The organism is Pantoea sp. Seng (genome assembly GCF_009829935.1).
Classification (GTDB): Bacteria; Pseudomonadota; Gammaproteobacteria; order Enterobacterales; family Enterobacteriaceae; genus Pantoea; species Pantoea communis.
Map to the genome: position 1 here is coordinate 1 of NZ_SZZV01000022.1, position 22,388 is coordinate 22,388.

Here is a 22,388-nt window from a genome sequence, read left to right on the forward strand (position 1 = left end):
CCCCTCAATCTTCATCCGTACTTCAGCATCAAATTTCACCAACCACCAACCACCATTCACCAACCACCAACCACCAACCACCAACCACTCCTCGCCACCCGTCATCAGCCCCACGCCAGCAAATCCGCTTGCACCCCATCCTGATTTTGATAATGATATCCATTCTCAATTATCAAGTAATGGATAACCTGATGCGTTTGCCCGTTCTGGCGTTACTGCTTTGCCTCTGCTCCCTGTTCAACTATGCGGCCGCCGCTGAGGCCTCAGCCAGCTGGCCTCGCACCATACCCACTCCGCAAGGGCCGTTCACCTTACAGCAGCCACCGCAGCGCATTGTTTCTACCAGCGTGACCTTAAGCGGCACCTTGCTGGCGATTAACGCGCCGCTGATTGGGTCTGGCGCCACCAGTCGCAATAGCAGCGTGTCCGATGCCCAGGGCTTCTTTACCCAATGGGGAGAGGTCGCTAAAGCCCGTCACGTCAAGCCGCTGTACGTCAGCCAACCCAACGCGGAGGCGATTGCCGCCGAAGCACCCGATCTGATCGTTATAGCTGCCACCGGCGGCGATTCCGCGCTGAAACTCTACGATCAGCTGAAAACCATCGCGCCCGTGCTGGTGGTTGATTACGGTGATAAGAGCTGGCAGGCGCTGGCATTGCAGTTGGGTCACATCACCGGTCACGCAGCGGAGGCGAAACAGGCAATCGCGCAGTTTGACCAACGCGTCGAGACACTGCGCAGCAGAATTACCCTGCCGCCGCAGCCGACCTCGGCGATTGTTTATTACGAAGATGGGCGCGGCATGAATGTGTGGACGCCGGCTTCGGCGCAGGGAGAGTTACTGAAAGCGTTGGGCTTTACGCTGGCGATGCCGCCTGCCAGCCTGCAGGGAAGTACCAGCATGGGCAAACGCAACGACATCATCCAACTCAACGGCGAGACCATGGCGGATGGCGTCACCGGCAATACGCTGTTGCTGTTCGCCGCCGATGAAAAAACGGTGCCGCAGGTGGCGAAGAATCCCTTCCTCGCACATCTACCCGCCGTGCAGCATCACGATATTTTTGCCATGGGCAACGATACCTTCCGCCTCGATTACTACAGTGCCAGCAATATGCTCAGCAGCATTGAACGGCAGTTCGTACACTAATCGGCAGCAATATACTCAGCAGTTTAGAACGGCAGTTTGTGCACTAAGCAGCGGCTTGCTCAGTGGCCGGTGGTTCTTGCTGCAGCTGTGCCGAGCGCAAACCGCGTGCGGCCAGCGCGACCAGCAGCAGTAAACCTGCTGCCACGCCGCCGAACCACAGCACGCTGTTGAGTGCTGCCAGCATGCGTGCTAATGCACCCAGCCCCAGCGCACCCAGCGAATCGCCACTCACATCCTGCGCGGTACCCAGGCTGTTGACCCGACCCAACAGGGCATCTGGCGTGTGGTGCTGAATCAAAATAAATTGCAGCAGGGAAGCGATAGCATTGCTGTAGCCATAAGCCACCAATGCCAGCAACGCCGGAATCAGTTGGCTATACAGCCCCAAAGAAGCGATGCAACCAAAGGCAGCCAGTGCACTCACCAGCAACACCAGGCCTGGTCGTGACAACTGTCGCACCCAGCCGCTGGTGAATGCGCCGATCATCGCACCCAGCGGCACGGCGGAATACATCAGCCCGAGCGCCGAAGCATCAACCTGCCACGTTTGCGCCAGTGCCGGGAACAGGATGCGCACCGCGCCCACCATACTGAGCAGCAAGCCGACCAGTACGGCCGCACCCACCACATTATGCCGGCAGACAAACTGAATGCCGCTGGCGAGCGCGCGCAAAGGGTGTTCAGGCTCCTGCTGCTCCGGTTTCATCGCGGGCAACCGCACCAGCGGGATCAGCGTCGCTAAGGTGCCGAGGGCGGCCACGGCAAAGGCCCAGCCGACGCCCGCCGCCACGATAATCATGCCACCCAGTGCCGGAGACAGTATCGCCCCCAGCCGTACGGTTAACATGCTCAGCGCACCGGCTTCCGCCAGATGCTCGCGTCCCACGATTAACGGAATTACCGCCATCAGCGCTGTCATGCCCAGCGCACCAAAAAATCCGTCCCAGAAGGCGAGGAAATAGAGCGCCCACAATGAAGGGGCAGGACTAAAGGCGTTCAGGCTCAGCAACACAAAACCGATACCACAGGTGCCACGCGCAAACAGGATCAGCTTGCGGCGATCATAACGATCCGCCAGCACGCCCCCGAGCAGCAGGCCAATAAACATGCCGATGCCATCCAGCATCACGGCCACGCCGACCTGCAAGGTCGAGCCGGTCATGGCCTGAATCTGGATCGGCACGCCCACTGCCAGCATGCCCAGCGCAAATACGGATAGCATGCGGGCGCAGAAGATAGCGCGAAACGCGGCGTTGTTTTTCAGCAGGCTGAAATCAAGAAAAATTGAAGGCTTAGCCATAAATATCCATTGTTAAAACGAGCAGGGGCGCACATCAGTGCGCCCACATTAAGTGGCCAAAGGCCGGGTGTTATGAGCGACTCTCAGATAACAAACGATTGATCAGCGGACCCAGCACTTTCAGCGAGGTGGCAGACAAAATGTCAGCGTGCTCGCAATCCAGCGGCCAGATTTCCAGGTCTGAAACAAACGGTTTCCAGGTCGCCGGCACATCCATGTCGGCAGGCAGGGTTTTCTCCGCCATAAACAGCGTGGCTTTACCGGCATAACGCGGCGTACGCGCTTCCGCCAGCCGTGCGACTGCGTCCTTGTAGTTGGCGACGATGGTGCTAAACATCGCGGCTTTCTCGGCACGTAACAGGGAATCGCGCTCATCTTCAGTAGCAGCCATAAACTCGGCCTGTTCCCGCGCCACTTCCTGCTCCGCCTCTTCAGCATCGGGCGTGCGCCAGTCCTGTCCTTCGGCCGGGTAAGTATCCAGCAGACCAAGGAAGGCCACGCTTTCGCCATTGGCCTGCAGGCGCGCCGCAATGCCTTGTGCCAGCGTGCCGCCCAACGAGTAGCCCAGCAGGAAATAAGGCCCATGCGGCTGCTGCTCGCGAATCACAGCCAGATGGCGATCGCACATGGCTTCTAGACTTGTACAGGCTGCGATAACACCCGCCGGGCGCGGTGATTGCAGCCCCACAATCGGGAAATCGCCGTCGAGATAGTGCAGCAGCGCGCTGTACTGCCAGGCGAACCCTGATGCCGGATGGATGCAGAACAGCGTCGGCCCCTGACCGGCACGCAGTGGCAGCAGTTCCCCGTTGCCGCTGCTGTCGCTGGCATCGCCTGATAACAGCGCTGCCAGTTTCTCCACGCTGCGTGCGGCGATGATCTGTCCGACACTCACCGGCTGCGCTACACGGCGGCGCATTTCTGCTGCCAGTCGCATCGCCATCAGTGAATGACCGCCCAGTGCGAAGAAATCGTCGTCGGCATACACCTGCTCACATCCCAGTAGCTGCTGGAACAGTTCTGCCAGCATCTGCTCGTGAGGCGTTTCCGGCAGACGGCCAGCCTGCGTGCTGCGTTGCGGCATCGGCAGGGCTTTACGATCCAGTTTGCCGTTGGCGCTGAGGGGCAAATCGTCCAGCAGCAGATAGCTCACCGGCTGCATATGGGCAGGCAGGCGGGTGCTCAACTGCTGTTTAATTTGATCGATATCCAGTACCACGCCAGGTTGTGCTACCAGCCAGCCGAGCAGCTGGCGATTATCGACGCCCGCCGCCGCCTGTTGTGTCAAATTGCGCGCAGCCACGACTGCTTGCGCCACGCCCGGCAATGCCACCAACGCCTGCTCAATTTCACCCGGTTCGATACGTTGTCCGCGCATCTTTAACTGATCGTCGCTGCGCCCCAGATACTCTACGGCGCCATCCTCACGCCAGCAGGCGATATCACCGGTTCGGTACATACGTTCGCCATCAGCAAACGGAGCGGCAATAAAGCGCTGCGCGGTAAGATCGGCGCGATGCAAATAGCCATCTGCCAGCTGGATGCCGCTGAGATAAAGATCGCCCGGCACGCCGACCGGCACCGGGCGCAGCAGGTTATCGAGGATATGCAGTTGGGTGTTCCACACCGGACGACCAATCGGCACGCCGGGGCCATTCAGGCCTTCGAGCGCGCTACCGCTGGCGGGTTGCCATGTGACATCCACGGCGGCTTCGGTCGGGCCGTACAGATTATGCAGCGGAGCGGCGATCACCTGCTGATAGCTGCGCGCCAGATCGCAGGCCAGCGCTTCTCCGCTGCAAAATACGCGGCGCAGTGAAGCGCAGGCGCGATCGGTGTGCGTACTGACATGCCCGACAAAGGCGGCCAGCATCGACGGAACGAAGTGCAGGGTGGTGACCTGATAATCGTCAATCAACTGCCACAGCGCCTGTGGATCGCGATGGGCATCCGGTGGCGCCATCATCAACTGCGCGCCGGTCATCAATGGCCAGAAGAACTCCCACACCGAAACATCAAAGCTGCACGGCGTTTTCTGCAACACCACATCGTCGCTGCGCAGTGGATAGCTGGCCTGCATCCAGCGCAAGCGGTTAACGATGGCGCGTTGATTGACTACCACGCCTTTCGGCTTGCCGGTGGAACCTGAGGTGTAAAGCACATAAGCCGGGCGCTGCGCGTCGGGTTTAGGCAATGGATGACGTGCTACCGTCTGTGCGCTGGCAAGGCGATCAAACATCATCAGCGTGCCAAAGTCAGCAAAACGATTTTCCAGCGCCGACTCGGTGATCACCACCCACGGTCGTGCATCGTCCACCATGTACGCCAGACGTTCATCGGGATAACCAATATCCAGTGGCAACCAGGCTGCGCCTGCCTGCAAGATGGCGGTAAGGGCAATACTCAGACGAACCGAACGCGGCAAGGCAACGGCAACGATATCGCCTGGCATCACGCCCGCTTCGATCAGTCGATCGGCCAGCAATGTGGCCTGACGCTGCATCTCGCGGTAGCAGAGCTGATGCTCAACATCACACAGCGCCAGCGCGTCCGGTGTGCGTGCGGCTTGCTGGGCGATGGCTTGTTGTAAGGTTTCATTTTCCAGCTGCACGCCGGTGTTATTGACCCACTCGAGCAGCGATTGCTCGGCGAGGGTTTGCAAACGCCACTGCGTTAACGGCAGATCTGGTGTGGTCACCAGCTGCTGTAACAGCAGCAACAGGCGTTCAGCCAGACGGTCGGCATCGGTGACGCAAGCGCGGTATTCCATTAATAGCGTCAACTGTTCACCCGGCAGCACCAGCAGCGTCAACGGATAATGGGTATAGCCGCGGTTGTGGATCGCGTCGCAGCGCACCTTCGCGTTGGCGTCGAGTAATGTCTGATTATCAGGATAGTTCTCCACCACCAGCAGGGTATCAAATAGCGTACCCGCACCCGCCAGCTGTTGGATTTCAGCCAGTCCAAGGCAATCCTGCTCAATCAGCTGGATCTGACGATTTTGGTGCGCGGCTAACTGCTCCAGCAACGGGCGTTGAGTATCAAACCGCACGCGCACCGGCAGCGTGTTACTGAACAGACCGACATGTTGATCGATCCCTTCAATCTGGCCGAAACGACCTGAAACCGGCGCGCCAAATATCACGTCCTGCTGACCACTGGCAATCGACAACATCATGCCCCACAGGCCCTGCATCACGGTGTTGAGGGTCAATCCGCGAGTGCGGCACAGCGCATAGAGTTCGCGCTCCAGCGAGGCGTCCAGCGTAATGCGTTTTTCCTGAACAGCACTCTCGGCGGCATTGGGATATAGCAATGTGGGCCGCACGTCGCGCAGACATTCTTGCCACTGCTGGCGAGCCTGATGCTCATCACGCTGGCTAAGCTGGCGCACGATGTCGGCATAATGGGTGCGTTGGGCGGCCAGCGGCTGTTGACGCAATGCGCTAAGTAAATCGTTTAAAATCACCGGCGTTGACCAGCCATCCACCACCAGATGATGCGCATTGAGCAGCAGCGTCCAGCGTGCTTCATGGCGATGCGGGATCAGCGTCGCCTGCAACATCACCGGCTGCCGGAACAGATCCTGTGACAGCGCCTGATGTTCAGTGGCGTCAATATCCTCGACTTCCAGCACCTGTAGCGGCCAATGCAGATCGCCTTCCGGCAGCAACTGCAAGGGTTGCAGACTGAGTTCGCTATCAAACCTGGCGGCGAGCTGCGGATGGCGCTGCAACACCTGATTGAGCGCCTGCTGCACCGATGCTACCGACACATCACCGCTGAGGGTTAATCGCGTCAGTGAGTTATAGCTGCCTTGCGCGCCACTGGTCTGCGCGTGGAACAGTAATCCTTTCTGCAACGGCAGCAGCGGCAAGACGTGGCTAAAGGCCCCGTGACGTGCGCGCAAACGTTGCAGCAGCGCATCATCAACGCCTTCAAGATTGATTTCCGCAGCGACCAGCGTGTTGGCGGCCTGCTGTGGCTGTTGCTCTGCGAAGTGGTAAAGCTGTTGCGCACCCAGAGCGATGGCCTGATGCAGTTGCTCAATCTGATCGGCATGCAAGACGCCCTCCGCCCAGCTCCAGTTCAGCGCCAGCTGCTGGTCATCAACAAACACGTTGAGTTCCAGTGCGTGCTGTAACGGCATGGCATCGTCCTGAATCACCGCAAAAGTGTCGCGGAACTGCTGCGCGGTCCGCTGAGGCTGCCAGTGACCGGCGGATTGAGTGAAGCGGCCGAGATAATTGAACAGCACCTGTGGCGCATGGTCGGCGGCCAGTTTCGCCAATGTAATGCCACGGTGGGCATCCAGCCAGCGCAGTTGGCCATAACCGATGCCGCGATCCGGCACGGCACGCAGCGCGGATTTTACCGCGCGCACGCTGTCATTGAGGTCGGCCGAAGCAGGCAGGGCGAGCAGCAGAGGAAACTCCGCTGTCAGCCAGCCCACCGTGCGCGCCAGATCCTGATGATCGTGCAACTCGGCACGGCCGTGTGACTCCAGCGTCACGCGTTGTAACGCACTGCCGTTCATGCTGCGCAGCGCCAGTGAGAGCAGCGTCAGCAGTAACTCTTCGCTGGTGGCACGGAATTGCTGCGGCAGGGTATGTAGCAAGGCAGAGCTGGTGGCCACATCCAGCAGGGTTCGCTGATGCAAGACACGCTCGTTACCCGTTAAGGCTCGCTCACCCAGCGCCGGCAGCGGCTGTTCCAGCATGCGTTGCCAGAACGGCATTTCGCTGGCGCGTGATGCCAGGTTAGCCAGCAGCGTAGCGGACCAGTCATGCAGCGAGGTCTCTTCGGCAGGCAACGTGATCGGTGCACCGCTTAGCAGTGCATCACCGGCCTGTTGCAGTTCATCCAGCAATACTCGCCATGACACGCCATCCACCACCAGATGGTGCAGCGTTAACACCAATCCGCAGCTTGCCCCTTGTGTCTGAAGCAGGGTTGCCTGTAGCAATGATCCTGTCGCCGGATCGAGGCGGGCTGCATCGTCACGGAAGGCCTGATCGGCGGCCTGGTCATATGCTGACACTTCGATAACACGACAACGCGCAGGGCGCGCAGAGAGCGATTCGCCCACCACTAACTGCTTATCACGCGTGAAGGCGTTGAGGGCTGGATGCGTGTTGGTAAGCTGTTCAATCAGCTTTTCCAGCTGCGCGAGTTGCAGCTCTGGCGGCACCGACAGCAGCACGCCGTGGGCGAAGCGTGCGTTAATGCCCGCCTGCGCATGGAACCAGTGCAGAATCGGCAGACCACCAATCGCGCCCTGTTGCGACATGCGGGCATGTTGAGTGTGTTGCGTTAGAGGGGCGAGATCTTGCGCCATACGTGCGGCGGTGCGTTCGGCAAAAATGTCACGTGGGCGAAGCATATAACCAGCGCGGCGAGCGGCGGTGCTGAGGCCCATTGCCGAAATACTGTCACCACCGAGTGAGAAGAAGTCATCTTCTGCGCCGACGCTCTCCAGCCCGAGCAGGCTGGCCATCGCCTGGCAAATTAACGCTTCCTGCGGGGTGCGCGCCGCGCGGCTTTGCTGTTGCTGAGCCTGATGGGGTTTCGGCAGTGCCTGGCGGTCGATTTTGCCATTCACATTCAGTGGTAGATCATCCAGCACCATCAGCACGGCTGGCAGCATATAGTCCGGCAACTGGCTACCCAACTGCGCCAGCAAGCGGTTGCTGATTTGCGGATCGGCGCGCAAGGCATCATCCTGCACCGAGCAGTAGCCAATCAGACGGTGCGTGGCGCCCATCACTTCGGCAATCACCACTGCGGTGCTGACTTCGGGCAGTGCCACCAGCGCGTTTTCAATTTCACCGAGTTCGACGCGGAAACCGCGCACTTTGATCTGGTGATCCACGCGTCCGATAAACGCCAGTTGACCATCCTGACGCCAGCGCATCACATCGCCGCTGCGATACATCACCTCGCCTTCGCGGAAGGGGTTAGCCACAAAGCGGGCGGCTGTCAGATCCGGGCGGCGCAGATACCCGCGAGCGATGCCGGTTCCGGAAATATAGAGTTCGCCGGTGCAGCCAATCGGCACTGGACGCAACTGGCTGTCGAGCAGATAAACCTGGCTGTTGCCCACCGGGCGACCAATCACCGGCTGCGGAGAAGCCAGCACGCTGGCACCGAGGGTATCAATGGTGTACTCAGACGGGCCGTAGTAATTGTGGATTTCCATCTGATGCTGTTGCTGCATCAGTTTCCACAACGTCGGCGTGGCCGCTTCACCGCCAATCATGACAAACGCAGGGCGGTGGTTTTCCGCTTCCAGTAATCCGCTGTCGATCATCTGAGAGAAGAATGACGGCGTGATGTCCAGCAGATCGACCGGCACCGCGTTCATCTGCTGAATCAAACCCCAGGCATCGCGACGTAGTTCTTCGTCGAAGATATTCAGCTCGCAGCCCATCAGCATGCAGAACAGCGGTTCCCACGAAGAGTCGAATGAGAACGACGCGGTATGACCGGCGCGCATGCGGCGCGGGTTGCTGGCGTGGAAGCGGTCAATCGCCGGTCCAAACAGATGTTCGCGATGTGACAGGAACAGATTCAGTAATCCCTGATGTGTGCTCATCACGCCTTTTGGCCGGCCGGTGGATCCGGAGGTGTAAATCATATAGGCAAGATCGTCGCCGCACAGCAGAGTGCTCGGTACGCTGGTCGGCTGTGCCGCCAGTTCGCTCTCCAGCTGATCGATGCACAGCGCGGGAAGGGCCGGCATCTGCGCCAGTGTCGTGGAGTGAGTCAGCAATAATGCGGGTTGCGCATCGTCACACATCAGTGCCAGACGTTCGCGTGGGTAGTCAAGATCCAGCGGCATGTAGGCCGCGCCGCTCGCCAGCACACCAAAGATGGCGACCAGCGAATCCACCGAGCGCGGAATCCCAATCGCCACCACGTCGTCTGCTTGTAAGCCACGCGCGATCAAGGCATGTGCCAGTTGCATGGCGCGGTCGGTCAGCTGGCGATACGTCAGTGACTGTGTGCCGCAGACGACTGCCGTCAGGTCAGCGCTTTGTGCCGTGCGTTGCAGCAGCATATCCACGATGGTGGTCGCCCCCGCTGGCGGGGTGATTTTCGGGCCGGTTGACCAGCGCTGTAAATCAGCCTGTTCGTCCGGAGCAATGATCGAAAGCGTATCCAGAGTGGCTTCGGGTTGTGCAGCGAACTGCGTGAGCAGATGACGAATACGGTCTGCGTGACGCTGTAACATTTGTGCGTCGTAGCGCGCAGGGTTAGCCACCAACGTTAACTGCAATGCGCCATCACGAAAGCCCACTTCAAACTCGATATCGTCAACCGGGCCCATGGCTAAGGTGTGGGTCGCCGCCGGAATGCCATCGAATTGCAGATCATCATGGTAGACCTTGACGTTAATCACCGGCCCGTAAAGCTGTTGGCTGCTGCCGACCAAACCCAGATCGCGACGCAGTTGCTCTGCTTCATAGCGCTGATGACGGCGTGCTTTGCGGATTTCCGCCTGTACCTGCTGCAGCAGCGCGGCTAAATCGGTGTGATGAGGGATGTCGAAGATCAGCGGCAGCACGTTGACCACCGGCCCCAAAGTCGTCAGTGCCGCTGAGCCCATGCGGCGCATAAACGGAAAGCCAATCGCTAAGCGCGAGCTGCCGCTAATGCGCGCCAGATAAGCCACCAGCAGGGCACTGACAATATCGCCTTCGCTGCAATCCTGGAACGCCACGTGCTGGCGCAACGTTGTCAACTCCGGCAGCGCGACGTGGCAGCTGATCGGACGATCGCCAGCATCCGTTACGCTTTCACTGGAGAGCGTTAAAGTTTCGGGTAGTTCAGCCGCATAGGTCTGCCAGTGGCTGGCGGAACGGGCAAACGCCGGGGATACTCCCCACTGCTGATACTCATCAATCACCTCGCTAAACGGCGTGAAGGGTGAAAGTGAGGGTTCTTCGCCACGGCACAGTTCGGCATAGATGGCCGCCACGCGCTGCGTCAGCGCTTCGAAACTGAAGCCATCAAGCAGCAGATGGTGATATCGCTGATACCACCACCAGCTGCCATCACCCACGCGCATTAACACGTGGCGATAGAGCGGCTTATCACCGTTGGCCGCCAGTTCGGCGCGCAGATCGGCCTGCATCAGTTTATGCGCCTGACCGGTGGCGTCCGCGCGCTGGCTGAAGTCATGCCACTCCGGCAGCACCAGTGCCTGCGCGCCAAACCATTGCGCGGGATTCCCGTTTTCATCGAGGCCAAAGCGTGCCTGCACGGTATCGGCTTCCGCCATCGTCTGGCGGATGGCGCTGTCCAGGGCGGCGCGGTTGATGTCGCCGTGCAGCACGCTGTAGTGCGCCACGGTAAATTGATTGCGCTGCTGCGCAATAGCGTCAGCGATCCAGATGCCGGGCTGAGCCGCCACCAAAGGATACGCAGGTGAATGCGTGATTAACGATGCCAAAGGAATGTTCCCGTCTAAAAAAATCGAAAAAGGAAAAGTTAAAAAGCGAAAAATCAATGTGCGCTGGACGACGTCTGTTGCGTCGCTGGTCGCATGTCCTGCCAGTGTGTTTCGATGTACTCAATCGCTGCGGCACGCGGCAGCGGACCCGCCACGTTTTGCCAGCCCGCAGGCACCTGAGCAAATGCGGGCCACAGGCTGTACTGTTGGCGCGCGTTGATCAGCACCAGAAAATCGAGCGCGTCGTTATCAAACGGATTTTGTTGTTCAGACATGGTGGTTACCTTTTGAGGTTGGGTCAGAGAGAAGATCGGCCAGCAGCCAGCGGCAGCCGTCGATCAAGCCGCCGCGCCAGCACAGCGCGTCGTGCCCTCCGGCGTAGCAGCGGAAAAACAGTTCATGTCCAGCGGCTTCTAGTGCGGGACGTATTTGTTGATTCACGAACAACATGTCCTGCTCGCGATCGCCGACTTCCTGGAAAATCTTCAACTTGCCAGCGGGCAGGGCGTTGTCCTGTAAGCGCTGCAACAGCAGACCCGGAGCGTGCCGTTCACGGTTAGCGTAATCGCGGATGTATTGCAGGTGCGGCCACCAGAACGAGCCGGATTGCGTGAGGATGCGGCCAAAACGCTGCGGCCAATGCAGACCGGCGTACAGCGCCGCGAGGCCACCGTAGCTTTGCCCCGCCACCAGCGTGCGGCAGCCATCGCTGCTGAACGCGGCATGCTGGCGCGCCAGCGGCAACAGTTCCTGTTGCACCGCCTGCCAGAAGGTTTCGTTGCAGGGCAGCTCAACCTCGCGATGCTGGCTATCGATTACGTCGATAAACAACCAGCAGGCAGGCGGCAGTTCGCCGGCATCGGTGACCTGATCGAGGGCGCTGAAAATCGGCTGTCCGTATACCCAATTCTGCCCATCCAGCAGAATCGCCAGCGGGCGCTGATCCGGTTGCGCAGTCTGTCCGGTGGTGTAAAGCCAGACGTGACGCGTGACGTTGAGCAGATCGCTGTGCCACTGCAAAGTTTGCAGGCCATCCGGCCAGGTTTCGGCTAAACCGGCATCCAGCTGTTGCCAGGCGGATTGATCAGGCGCCTCGGGCATATGCGCATTACTCAGCGCAAAGCGGCGGCTGCTCAGAAACGGGGGCGAAGGATTCAGCATGTCGGGGATCGCCAGTGGCATCAGCGAAATCCACCATTTGCGTTGCAGCACCCGGCAGGTTTCGTCACTGCCGCAGAACAGCGGGGGCAAATGCTCAGCGGTCACCGGGATCAGGCTATAGCTGCCGCGCCAGTCAGATTCGATCTGCGTCGACCAATGCCAGACATCGCTAAGACCGACGCGAACAAGGGATTCAGGCGCCTGGCTGTGATGATCGGTGACGCCATTTATATCGATATAGACCTTTTTGGTAGACGATAACTCGGAACGGCCTTCTGGATCGCGCCAGAAGAAATGCATGCGCGTTTCGCCATCTGCCTCATGCTCAATCACCGGCGTACCCGCCTGATGAAGCTGTTCCCACCAGCGATGGCTGCCGAGATCGTCCTGCTGTAACCACTGGGTAACTGTTCCGGTTGGCAACCAGATTTGCGTCATTTGTTCTGCATCGCTGAGAAACATCCTGCAATCTCTCTCCACATTTTCTTCAAAGACTTTACATTTACAAACGTAATGCAAATGCTATTGATAACGATTTACATTTGCAATATTATTTTTGCGCCGAATAAATCCCCTATTTTTCAGATGATTATTCTGAAATAGGCTTTTAAGGGGGATTTAGGGCCGCGTTTTGCGAGAGGAAGTTATATTTCAATCCGTTACAGCTTTCGCCGTTGGGTGGAGGGGAATGGACGGATTATTTCTTCGACAAGGCAGTTTGAAATAGAGATGGCAACTATGTCCGTTAAAGCAAAAAATTTAGCAATACCTGCTGTGGCACTTCCGTTCAGATTCTCCCGTCTCCACCTGTCACTGGCCTCAATTCTGCTGGTGGCGCCTGCCACTTTCAGCGTCGCGGCAGAAGAGACCATCACCGTGAATGCAGATGCGCGTGAAAGCGTGACGTCTCCACTGCAAGGCTATGTGGCGAAAGAGAGCGCTGCAGGTACCAAAACCTCAACGCCACTGCGTAAAACCCCGCAATCGATTTCGGTGATTACGCGTGAGCAGATGGACGATCAGGCAGCGCCGTCGGTAGCGGATGCTCTGAGCTACACCAGCGGCGTGCTGACCAACTACCGTGGCAACTCGAACCGTAACGATGAAATCATCGCGCGTGGTTTCCGCTATGCACCGAAATTCCTCGATGGCTTGAGCTATGGCTTATCCGGCCAGGCTGGCGCGGCAGGACAGATCGACCTATGGTTGCTGGAGCGTGTGGAGATGATTCATGGCCCGGCATCGGTGTTGTACGGCCAGGTGAACCCCGGCGGTGTCATCGCGATGACCAGCAAGCGCCCAACCGCGCAGAGCATTCATAAAGTTCAGCTCAGCACCGGTAATCAGCATCTGGGCGAAGCGGCGTTTGATTTCGGCGGCAAACTGAATGACGACAACACGCTGTTTTATCGTCTGAACGGTATTGCCAGCACCAAACATGAGTTCGTGAAAGATAACAAACAGCAGCGCATGGCGATTGCCCCCGCGCTGACCTGGCTGCCAAACGCGGACACCAGTTTCACCTTGCTGACCATGTATCAAAACGAGCCAAAGGCCGGATATCGTAACTTCCTGCCTGCCAACGGCACGCTGTTTAACACCAGCGCGGGCTACATTCCTTACGATTTCAACGTCAGCGATCCGAGCTTTAACGAAGCGAAACGCGAGCAGACTTCGGTTGGCTACATCTTCGAGCACAACTTCAACGACAACATCAGCTTCACGCAGAATATGCGTTACAGCAACATGGATGAGTCGTACAAATACCTGGTCTATACCTTCGATGTGGATGGCAGTGACCATCAGATCAACCGTCGCCCGCAGCATGACAAAATTAAGTCCAAAGAACTGGGTATTGATAACCAGGTGAAAGCGACCTTCGATACTGGCAACGTTGCGCATACCGTGCTGGGCGGGCTGGATTACAAATGGAGCGATGTCGATAACAAACTGTGGCGCGACAGCGGTGATCAGTACATTCTCGACTGGGCGAATCCGACCAGCGTGACGATCAATGAGAGCGATCTGGCGTTGAACACCAGCACGCGCAAAAAGCTCGATCAGGTTGGCGTGTATTTGCAGGATCAGCTGGAATGGAATCAATGGAATCTGCTGCTGTCCGGTCGCCAGGACTGGTCAGAAGTGCGCACGCAGGATCGCATTGAGAACACCTCCACCCAGCAAAATGACAGCAAGTTCACCGGCCGTGCCGGTCTGTTGTACGCCTTCGATAATGGCCTGTCGCCGTATATCAGCTACAGCACCTCGTTCGAACCGAACCTGAGCACCGGGGCGCCGGGTAGCGATCCGTTCGCACCGACTACGGGTGAACAGACGGAGATCGGTATCAAATTTCAGCCAGTGGGTTGGGATGCAGTGTTCACCGTTTCCGCGTTTGATATCACGCAGAAAAACATCACCTCTTACAACAGCGAACTGGGTTACAACGAGCAGATCGGTAAGGTGAAGTCCAAAGGTATCGAGACGGAAGCGCACGCGCAAATTACCCCCGAAATTAAGGTGATGGCGGCTTATACCTTTACCGATGCAGAAACCAAAGAGAGCAACACCGCGGCGCAGGTTGGCAAAACGCCTTCCAGCATTCCGCGTCATGCCGCATCTGCCTGGGGTAGCTACAGCTTCCTTGATGGTGCGCTGAACGGACTGACGCTCGGTAGCGGCGTGCGTTACACCGGCACGGCCTGGGCGGATTCCATCGGTCAGGACAAGGTTCCACACTACACGTTGTATGACGTGATGGCGAAATATGAGCTGGGCGAAGCGGCGAATTCACTGCGTGGCACCACGCTGCAGCTGAACGTGAACAACGTGGCCGACAAGCACTATGTTGCCTCCTGCAGCAACACCAGCGCGTGCTTCTACGGCAGCGGTCGTTCGATTGTGGCGTCTGTCAGCTACAGCTGGTAAGCGTGATAAGGCAGGGCGTCCTTGCGGGTGCCCTGGTTTTATCCATTTGCATTCCGTGCTGTGTTCCTGCAGATGAAACACCTGGAGACAGGTTTTCGGATAATACTGGATTTGTGTGACTGTCATCACTCCGCGAGGCACGCTAAAATGATCGCTTCTCATTTAGCAAAAGGTTTTTCGTCACGATGTTTTCGCGTTTCACTTTGGCCGCTCTGACGGCCGCACTCATGCTTACCGGTTGTGCACGTCACGCCGCAGACAGCAACGCTACCGCGCAAGCTGACGCTCCAGCAGCGGCGCCCATCGAGAATGACAACATTCCTTCCCAGTTTGATAGCGGCCCGACCGTGATCAACGTTTCTCATCTGATCACGCGTACCGATGACGGGTCTTCCGTTTACGTGACGGTAGATGGTCAGGATGCCGGGCTGCTGCAAAAAGGCGAGAATAAAGAGATCCGCGTCAGTGAAGGCAAACACCAGGTCGGTGGTTACGTGCAGACGCTGTTTGGTTTTGGCAAGGTGACCATCGCATCGGTGGATGTGACCACCGACACCAAAGGCCCAAAGAACGTGGTTTATTCGGTGACGCGTCAGAAGCCGACCTTTAGCGAAACCCAGGCCGCTGCGCCAAACAACTCCTGATTTGCAAGCGGTGCTGCGCTTGCCAGCACCGCCCCCGTTTAATTCCGGCTAAACACCAGTTTCAATCCCGCAACGGCGAAGCAGCAGGCCAGCAGCGCATCCAGCCCACGGCGGATACGGCGATAAAATGCCGCCATCACCGCAGTGGAGAACAGCACGGCATAGCCGCAAAACACCAGCACGCAGATTGTGGCACAACCGGCGATGATCATCGGTAAGGTTGAAGTCGCTGCATCCGGTTTCAGTGCTACCGACATGATCGCCACCCAGGTCAAAATCGCCTTGGGATTACCGACGTGCATCAAAATCCCCTGACGAAACAGCCTGGCAAAGGCGACTTTATCGCCGTTGGCGCTGAATTCATTCGCATCGGGACGGCGTAACGCGGATTTTCCCGCCTTAAAGGCCAGCCACAGCAGATATAAGCCACCGCCGATTTTCAGCACTATCAACAGCTGAGCAAAGGTTGCCAGTACGGTTAACACGCCGCAGGCTGCCAGCAGCGCCCACATCATCGAACCGCTGATCACACCACTTGCCAGCGCCAGTGCGGCACCGCGTCCTTTCTTCATCGCCGTGCCCATGATCGCCATATTGCTCGGGCCAGGGCTGGCGGTGGCAACAAAATAGGTGGTGTAGATTAAAATCAATTCGTGTGAAAGCGCCATGTCGTCCTCTGCGATGAGATTGTCCTGCTTTTGTTATATCGCCAGCATCGCAGAATGACTACTGCTGATTCCGTCTTAAGAAGGAATCGCTTTGGCGTAACCGCGACGCTTCACTTTATAAAGCGTGAAAATGATCGAAAGCGTGGCAATCACCACCAGAATCAATCCGGGGCCAATCAGCGATCCGAAGCCTAACGCATTAAAGATCAGTAGACCGACAATTCCACCGGTCAGGAAGGAGAAAATGGTCACCAGATGGGTATTCAGCTGCTGTTTAAAGGCACGGATGTTTTTGGAGGGATCGCGGCGTAATAATGCAACAAATACCGAACCGATAGAGATACCTGCATCGGTTAGTGTGCCGGTAATATGGGTCGATCGTACGCGGCCGTTCGAAAGTTGCGTCGAGGTGGAATTGTGCACACCCATTAAAAATGCCAGTAGTAATAATATTTCTGCGTTATTATTCGATGAGAAATAATAGATCTCGAACAGCGACGTCAATATTAATAACACGCCTTCAACCAATAGAATGCAGCTAAATATGGTGCGTAGCCCATTAATTACGCCAAGCACCACCGAAATCCTTGCCACCACCGCACCGGTGACAAAGGCACCAATCATGGCAATGAAGACTTTAAGATTACGTATATCCATCTCATTCAAATCGCTGGATATTTGTGCGATGTTGCCGGACATGTGCGAGGGGAAAAAGCCAAAAGCGGCTAACGCCATGGCGTTCAATAATCCCGCTGATGTGGCCAGGCACAGGGCGAGATTACGATCTTCAACGTGTGTTCTGGTGCGCTTCAGTTTTATCAGCATAATTCACCCTTGCTCATTGAGAGTATTGTGATAACGCAATGCGTCAAATCTGGTGTTCGCCAGTGAATAAGTGAAGCACAAAAATCTTAAGGGGATCTTAATAACTTTCAGATATAGATAAATCTTATTATGGGTGTAAAGATATCTAAGGAAGATTGCCAGTTGCGTTATCTCTGTTTACTTTGGCCTGATGCATTTAATTTCAGGGAAATATCGAAATGACCCATTCTGGTGCTCAACCTGAGCAGCGGCGCGCGCTACTGCTGGTCAATCGTCGGGCACGTCGCGGTGCGCAGTGGGCGGATCTGGCACATCAGCAATTATCGGCAGCAGGCTATTCCCTGATTACCCCGCACGAAGATGATGAACGCAGTTACAGTGAATTGATTCTGGCGCATCAGCATCAGGTGGATGTGGTGATTGTCGGCGGCGGCGATGGCACGCTGAATGCAGCGGCACCAGGGCTGATGCAATCCCGCTTGCCGCTGGGCATTTTACCGCTCGGCACGGCCAATGACTTTGCCCGTACATTAGGCATTCCTTTTAATGTGGATGCAGCAATCAACATCATCGTCACAGGGCACACGCGGCGTATCGATCTGGGTGAAGTCAACGGTCACCTGTTTTTGAACGTGTCCAGCGTTGGGTTTTCTGCCAGCCTTGCGCGAAATCTCACCGCAGCAGCCAAGAAAAAGTGGGGCACAGCGGGTTATGCGCTTGCGGCTTTACGCCTGCTGCGGCAAAGCCGTCCGTTCAGCGCCATGCTGCATTATGATGGCCAGCAGGAAGCGATTAAAACGGTGCAGTTTTCGGTGGGCAACGGCCGTTTTTACGGCGGTGGGATGACGATAGAGAAGGATGCTGCACCCGATGATGGTCGTCTGGATGCTTATAGCCTCGAAGTGCGCCACTGGTGGCAAATTCTGGCGCTTTTTCCTTCCTTGCGCCGTGGCACGCATGGTCGCTGGGGCAGCGTGCGTACGCTGAGCGGCACTCAATTTAGCCTGCACACCCGGCGTACGCATGACATTAATGCTGATGGGGAAATTATTGGCCGCACGCCTGCGCACTATCGTTTAATTGAGGGGGCGATTTCGGTATTAGCACCAGATAAACCTTAACAATTCACTATGCTGGAACGTTAATATCGGCTGATGAGAGTGTGCCACTATTCTGAATATCCAGAACTCATTTCATTTAAGTTAATAATCAGTTCGTTAAGGTGTTCCTCTTTTTACCTCTGACAACCTGATGATAATTCGAGGTGTCATTCGATCACCTTGAGATAAATCATCGGGTGCACAGTTCCATTTCTCGTATGATGGCGATGAAATGACAGACCTTTCATCGATTGCCGCGCCTTATCACAATCTTTACATTATCCTGAAAACCTCTTTCAGGGATCATCCCAATGAATTTCCGCTCTGACATAAACGGGCTGCGTGCCTATGCGGTTATGTTAGTCATCCTCTACCACTTTGGTTTTCCCCTGGTGAGCGGAGGATTCCTCGGTGTGGATGTGTTCTTTGTTATTTCTGGTTATTTAATGACGGGAATTATTCTCTCGCGACTTAATCATCAGAAATTTTCACTGATGGCTTTCTATGCCGCGCGCTGCAGGCGAATTATCCCGCCATTAATGGTGCTGTGCGCAATATTAATGTTGATGGGTTATTTCCTGATGCCGCCAGACGAGTATCAACGCATGGCGGAGCATGCGGTCTCCAGCCTCAGCTTTATATACAATGTGGTCTATTTCAAACAGGGCGGTTATTTTGATACCGGATCGGTATATAAATGGCTGCTGCATACCTGGTCGTTAAGCGTTGAGTGGAAGTTTTATTTGTTATTACCTTTGGCGTTGATGTTCACCGCGCGTTTCCTGCGCCAGCAATTTGCCTGGGTGATGAGCATAGCGGCGCTGTTGTCGTTTGGCCTGGTGCTGGCGATGGTTGCTGCTGATTATCATCTCACCGCCACCTATTATTTGTTGCCCACCCGCGCGTGGGAAATGCTGGTTGGCGGATTAGTTTATCTGGCACCTAAAACACGACTGAGCGGGCAGGGCTGGGTTCCACCACTGAGTATTCTGGCGCTGATTTTGTGTGCGCTGATATTTGATGAGAATATCGCGTGGCCCGGCATCATGACGTTGATACCGGTGATGTTCACCGCGCTGATCCTTCATGCGGGGGTACAGAACAGTCGGTGGTTAAATCATCGCGTGATGCAGCACATCGGTAAAACGTCTTATTCGATCTATTTATGGCATTGGCCCTTGTGGGTGTTCTGGCATCTGGCGGACTGGCCGGTCACGTTCGTCAGCCAGGTATTACTGATCCTACTGTCACTGGCTGCCGGTTGGGCTTCTTACGTCTGGGTTGAGAACAGGCAAAGCTGGTTCAGCCGGAAAACCTTTATCGCGCTGGGACAGGCTGCTGTGGTGATGTTGTTCGGTGTGACGATCGTTGCGAGGGCGGGAATCCCTTCGCGCCCGCCCGCCGTGGTGGCCTCAATCGATCACTATTCACAGCAACGCTTTGCGCTGGCTAAAAATTGCTTTGTACTTAGCGGCATCACATCACCACAGTGCGTATTTGGCGATGCCAGAAGGGTGAATCTGGTGGTGCTGGGTGATAGCCACGCCGCCGCCATGTTGTCCTCGATTGTGGCCAGCGCGGGAACGCAGGATGGCGTGGTGTTCATCGCACAGTCTGGCTGTCCTTCAGTGCCGGATATTCAACGCAGCGCCAGCCCTGATTGCGGTGGCTTTGTAAAAGCGGCAATGGCTGATATTGAACGCAAATACCCCAACGCATCGGTATTGATCATCAATCGCATGTCGTTTTATCTGCACGGCGAATATGGCAGCGGCAGCAGCGCACCGACCTATAGCTTCAGGCAGGACGGCAGTTCTGTTGCCGCCTACCAACAGCATTTTGGCGCCGCAGTGAAACAGCTCGCCAGCCATCATCGCGTCTTTATCATGACGCCGGTGCCGGAATTCGGTTATGACGTGATTTATCGCATGTCACGCGATGCGATGCGCGGCAAAGTGCTGACCATTCAGCAATCTCGCGCTGAGTATCAATTACGTCATCAGGACGCGCTGGCAATGCTCAACAAGATCGTGGCGCTCTCACCTAACATCACCTTGCTGGATGCCACGCAGGGATTGTGTGACAGCCGTTACTGCTACGGAGCCAGTGAGAATGTGCCGCTGTATCGCGACGATAACCACTTTTCGGAAGTGGGAAACAAAAGTCTGAGCGGGGTGTTTGCAGGGATGTGGGGGATGATTGAGGGGCGGTGATGAGAATCGCTCAACCGTCGGTTGCAGCAATTGAAGCGCGCGGCGAAGATCTGAAAATTGCCACTTTAAAGCGTTATGTTGAGGCGCTGGGCGGGCAATTAACGATTGGCGTAAATATGCCTGGCGGCCAGCACGTCGATTTTGCGCTTTAAGCAGTTTTGTTTTTCTGAGCCAGCCACACCGTCCTGCCACCGCAGGTGGCATCTTCGGTGACCTGATTAACCACGCTGAAACTGTTATCCGACAGCAGTTGGCGGAATTCATCGTGATCCAGACTGGCATGATAGAGCGGGCGTTCAAGGAAAGTGCCCATTGCTTCGCCGTCGCCGTGCCCGCTGGTGAACATCAATGCCGCGCCGTTCTGGGCATGCTGAGCAAAACGTGGAAACATCGCGCGTTGATGATCGCGCGTCAGGTGGAAGAAGCTGTCCCATGCGATGATGCCGTTGAAAGCCTTCGCGAGTGCCAGCGTGCGCATGTCGGCAATATGCCATTGCGCCTGTGGGAACCTTTCCCGACAGCGGGCAATCATCGGCTCGGAAGCATCCACCCCAGTGACCTTGAATTGCTGCTGCAAAAAGTGCTGCGCAATAGGAATACCCGCGCCGCAGCCCACATCCAGGATCTCACCGCCAGCGGGAATCAGATCCAGAAAACGCGCCAACCAGTGCTGCTCAATAAAGTGCTTAATGCGATGGTTATCCCAGACTTCGGCACCTTCCCGATACAGGTCAATAATATGGTCAGCTTCTTTTTCGTGATTCATGGCCTGCCTTCATTGGGGTTGAGGGTTCATTATCGTTGAAACTCAGCATGCTGAAAGATCAGTACGGTCCCCTCGTGGCGTTGGATGGGAGATAACAAGAAATTCCACTGGAGATTCACTATCGTTCCTGGCCTGATGCTTTGCACCTGGGGCGATTTCCAGTCCCTGCTGGGCCATGATGTCGTGTTTCTCACCTTCCAGTTCCATCGTCAGGACGCCCTGCAGAACGAAAAAGAATTGTCTGGATACGGAGTGAAAGTGACGTGTTTCACAGGTGCCAGGAGGCATTTTCTCATGAATAATCAACATGTCCTGACGATTGACTAAATACCAACCGTCGCAGTTATCACCCCAGACATAATGCTCAGCATTCTCTTGCGAAATCATCTCGTTTCCTTATCTGAATATTTTTCTAACTCCCGCTTAACGGCGCTCAACGTTCTGCGTCGAATCAACCCACTTCCCGCTCTGATCGCCAGCCAATAAGCTGCCATCTTAAAATGAGAGGCTTTGTCGGGGCAGTGGATGAACGTTTCCGTAATAAGTTCGGACTGGCTGCCATTAATGATATTAACTTGATAGCGCAGCAACAGCTTTGCAGCACCCGGCCGCGCAGGCTGCTGATACTCTTCAGCGTCTGAAATCTTTTCCAGGCCAAAGTCGGCACGCCAAAACTCGCCTCTTAACCCATAGCAAAGTTCTAAAGCAGAGGCGTGAAGAAGCGTGAAGGTTTGCAGACCGAATTGATCATCCTGGCATACAGGGGCCTTTCTTTGCAGTTTACGCGGCAACTGTCGTATCGACATCAATGCCCGGATCACCGCATCCTGCTCGAGATCGAAGCCCTTGATAAGCGGCATGATCTTTTCCGGGCTGGTGGTTTGGATTACCGCACTGTGTTTTTCGTGGAACTGGAAATCAGGCAGGTAGGGCGGAACGTCACCCCAACTAGTCAGCATTTTCTTTGACACAAAACCCAGTGAAATCATCCTTAACCTCGTTTTGGGGTGTTAATGCATAGCCCGTTGGATGCGGTATATGTTTATTAACATAATCAGGTCGTCTGCGAAATTAAAGAATGGAATGCTCACTCTCAGGGGAAGGGGGCTCTGTAGCGGGTCATCCTAAGGATGAAAATGCGCCCGGTGGCGCATTTTTTTGCGACTAAAGAACCAAC

At 56.2% G+C, this 22,388-nt stretch carries 14 protein-coding genes and 1 pseudogene; 6 read left to right on the forward strand and 9 right to left on the reverse strand.

All coding sequences use genetic code 11. From position 1 onward, the window contains the following. The first annotated feature begins 191 nt into the window (after nucleotides 1-191). Nucleotides 192-1,151 (forward strand): Fe2+-enterobactin ABC transporter substrate-binding protein, encoded by a 960-nt coding sequence (fepB, locus tag FD737_RS19795; protein WP_160834354.1) that lies wholly within the window; start codon nucleotides 192-194, stop codon nucleotides 1,149-1,151. 43 nt (nucleotides 1,152-1,194) lie between these two features. Here the strand turns inward: fepB and entS are convergent, their stop codons facing one another. The 4 genes from entS to fes form a co-directional block, all read right to left on the reverse strand. After that, complete coding sequence (gene entS / locus FD737_RS19800; RefSeq protein WP_160834355.1) at nucleotides 1,195-2,451, reverse strand: enterobactin transporter EntS; 1,257 nt, start codon at nucleotides 2,449-2,451, stop codon at nucleotides 1,195-1,197. 70 nt (nucleotides 2,452-2,521) lie between these two features. Then, on the reverse strand, nucleotides 2,522-10,906 hold the full coding sequence (locus FD737_RS19805) for a non-ribosomal peptide synthetase (protein WP_160834356.1): 8,385 nt from the start codon (nucleotides 10,904-10,906) through the stop codon (nucleotides 2,522-2,524). A gap of 53 nt (nucleotides 10,907-10,959) precedes the next feature. After that, nucleotides 10,960-11,181: an MbtH family protein gene (locus FD737_RS19810; protein WP_034830344.1), complete on the reverse strand. Its 222-nt coding sequence runs from the start codon at nucleotides 11,179-11,181 to the stop codon at nucleotides 10,960-10,962. Then, nucleotides 11,174-12,529: an enterochelin esterase gene (gene fes / locus FD737_RS19815; protein ID WP_160834357.1), complete on the reverse strand. Its 1,356-nt coding sequence runs from the start codon at nucleotides 12,527-12,529 to the stop codon at nucleotides 11,174-11,176. The genes FD737_RS19810 and fes overlap by 8 nt, the downstream gene beginning before the upstream one ends. 276 nt (nucleotides 12,530-12,805) lie before the next feature. On the opposite strand from fes, the gene FD737_RS19820 reads away from it, so the two are divergent. Together FD737_RS19820 and FD737_RS19825 are read left to right on the forward strand one after the other, a co-directional pair. After that, on the forward strand, nucleotides 12,806-14,995 hold the full coding sequence (locus FD737_RS19820) for a TonB-dependent siderophore receptor (protein ID WP_160834358.1): 2,190 nt from the start codon (nucleotides 12,806-12,808) through the stop codon (nucleotides 14,993-14,995). A 185-nt stretch (nucleotides 14,996-15,180) separates the two neighbouring features. Further along, nucleotides 15,181-15,639, forward strand: a complete 459-nt coding sequence (locus FD737_RS19825) for a hypothetical protein (protein WP_097118821.1) — start codon at nucleotides 15,181-15,183, stop codon at nucleotides 15,637-15,639. 38 nt (nucleotides 15,640-15,677) lie between these two features. Here the strand turns inward: FD737_RS19825 and FD737_RS19830 are convergent, their stop codons facing one another. Further along, entirely contained in the window at nucleotides 15,678-16,307 is a 630-nt protein-coding gene (locus FD737_RS19830) for a LysE family translocator (RefSeq protein ID WP_160834359.1), read from the reverse strand. 75 nt (nucleotides 16,308-16,382) lie between these two features. Then, nucleotides 16,383-17,132, reverse strand: a complete 750-nt coding sequence (locus tag FD737_RS19835) for a YoaK family protein (RefSeq protein ID WP_097118823.1) — start codon at nucleotides 17,130-17,132, stop codon at nucleotides 16,383-16,385. A gap of 218 nt (nucleotides 17,133-17,350) precedes the next feature. Here FD737_RS19835 and FD737_RS19840 point away from each other — a divergent pair, with 218 nt between their 5' ends. The 3 genes and pseudogenes from FD737_RS19840 to FD737_RS19850 form a co-directional block, all read left to right on the forward strand. Beyond that, nucleotides 17,351-18,253: a lipid kinase gene (locus FD737_RS19840; RefSeq protein ID WP_160834360.1), complete on the forward strand. Its 903-nt coding sequence runs from the start codon at nucleotides 17,351-17,353 to the stop codon at nucleotides 18,251-18,253. Between the two features lie 290 nt (nucleotides 18,254-18,543). After that, nucleotides 18,544-20,445, forward strand: a complete 1,902-nt coding sequence (locus FD737_RS19845) for an acyltransferase family protein (protein ID WP_160834361.1) — start codon at nucleotides 18,544-18,546, stop codon at nucleotides 20,443-20,445. Further along, nucleotides 20,445-20,597, forward strand: a pseudogene (locus FD737_RS19850) (transcriptional regulator); the annotation flags it as partial. The gene FD737_RS19845 and the pseudogene FD737_RS19850, both read left to right, overlap by 1 nt. Here FD737_RS19850 and FD737_RS19855 read toward each other — a convergent pair. Genes FD737_RS19855 through FD737_RS19865 form a run of 3 tightly spaced genes read right to left on the reverse strand, consistent with a single transcriptional unit; the run spans nucleotide 20,594 to nucleotide 22,200 of the window. Beyond that, on the reverse strand, nucleotides 20,594-21,211 hold the full coding sequence (locus FD737_RS19855; RefSeq protein ID WP_097118826.1) for a class I SAM-dependent methyltransferase: 618 nt from the start codon (nucleotides 21,209-21,211) through the stop codon (nucleotides 20,594-20,596). The pseudogene FD737_RS19850 and the gene FD737_RS19855 overlap by 4 nt on opposite strands. 42 nt (nucleotides 21,212-21,253) lie before the next feature. Next, on the reverse strand, nucleotides 21,254-21,598 hold the full coding sequence (locus FD737_RS19860) for a cupin domain-containing protein (protein ID WP_097118827.1): 345 nt from the start codon (nucleotides 21,596-21,598) through the stop codon (nucleotides 21,254-21,256). Continuing rightward, the gene (locus FD737_RS19865; protein ID WP_202404616.1) at nucleotides 21,595-22,200 is read right to left on the reverse strand and encodes a hypothetical protein; all 606 of its coding nucleotides are present in this window, start codon (nucleotides 22,198-22,200) and stop codon (nucleotides 21,595-21,597) included. The genes FD737_RS19860 and FD737_RS19865 overlap by 4 nt, the downstream gene beginning before the upstream one ends. Nucleotides 22,201-22,388: the final 188 nt, after the last annotated feature.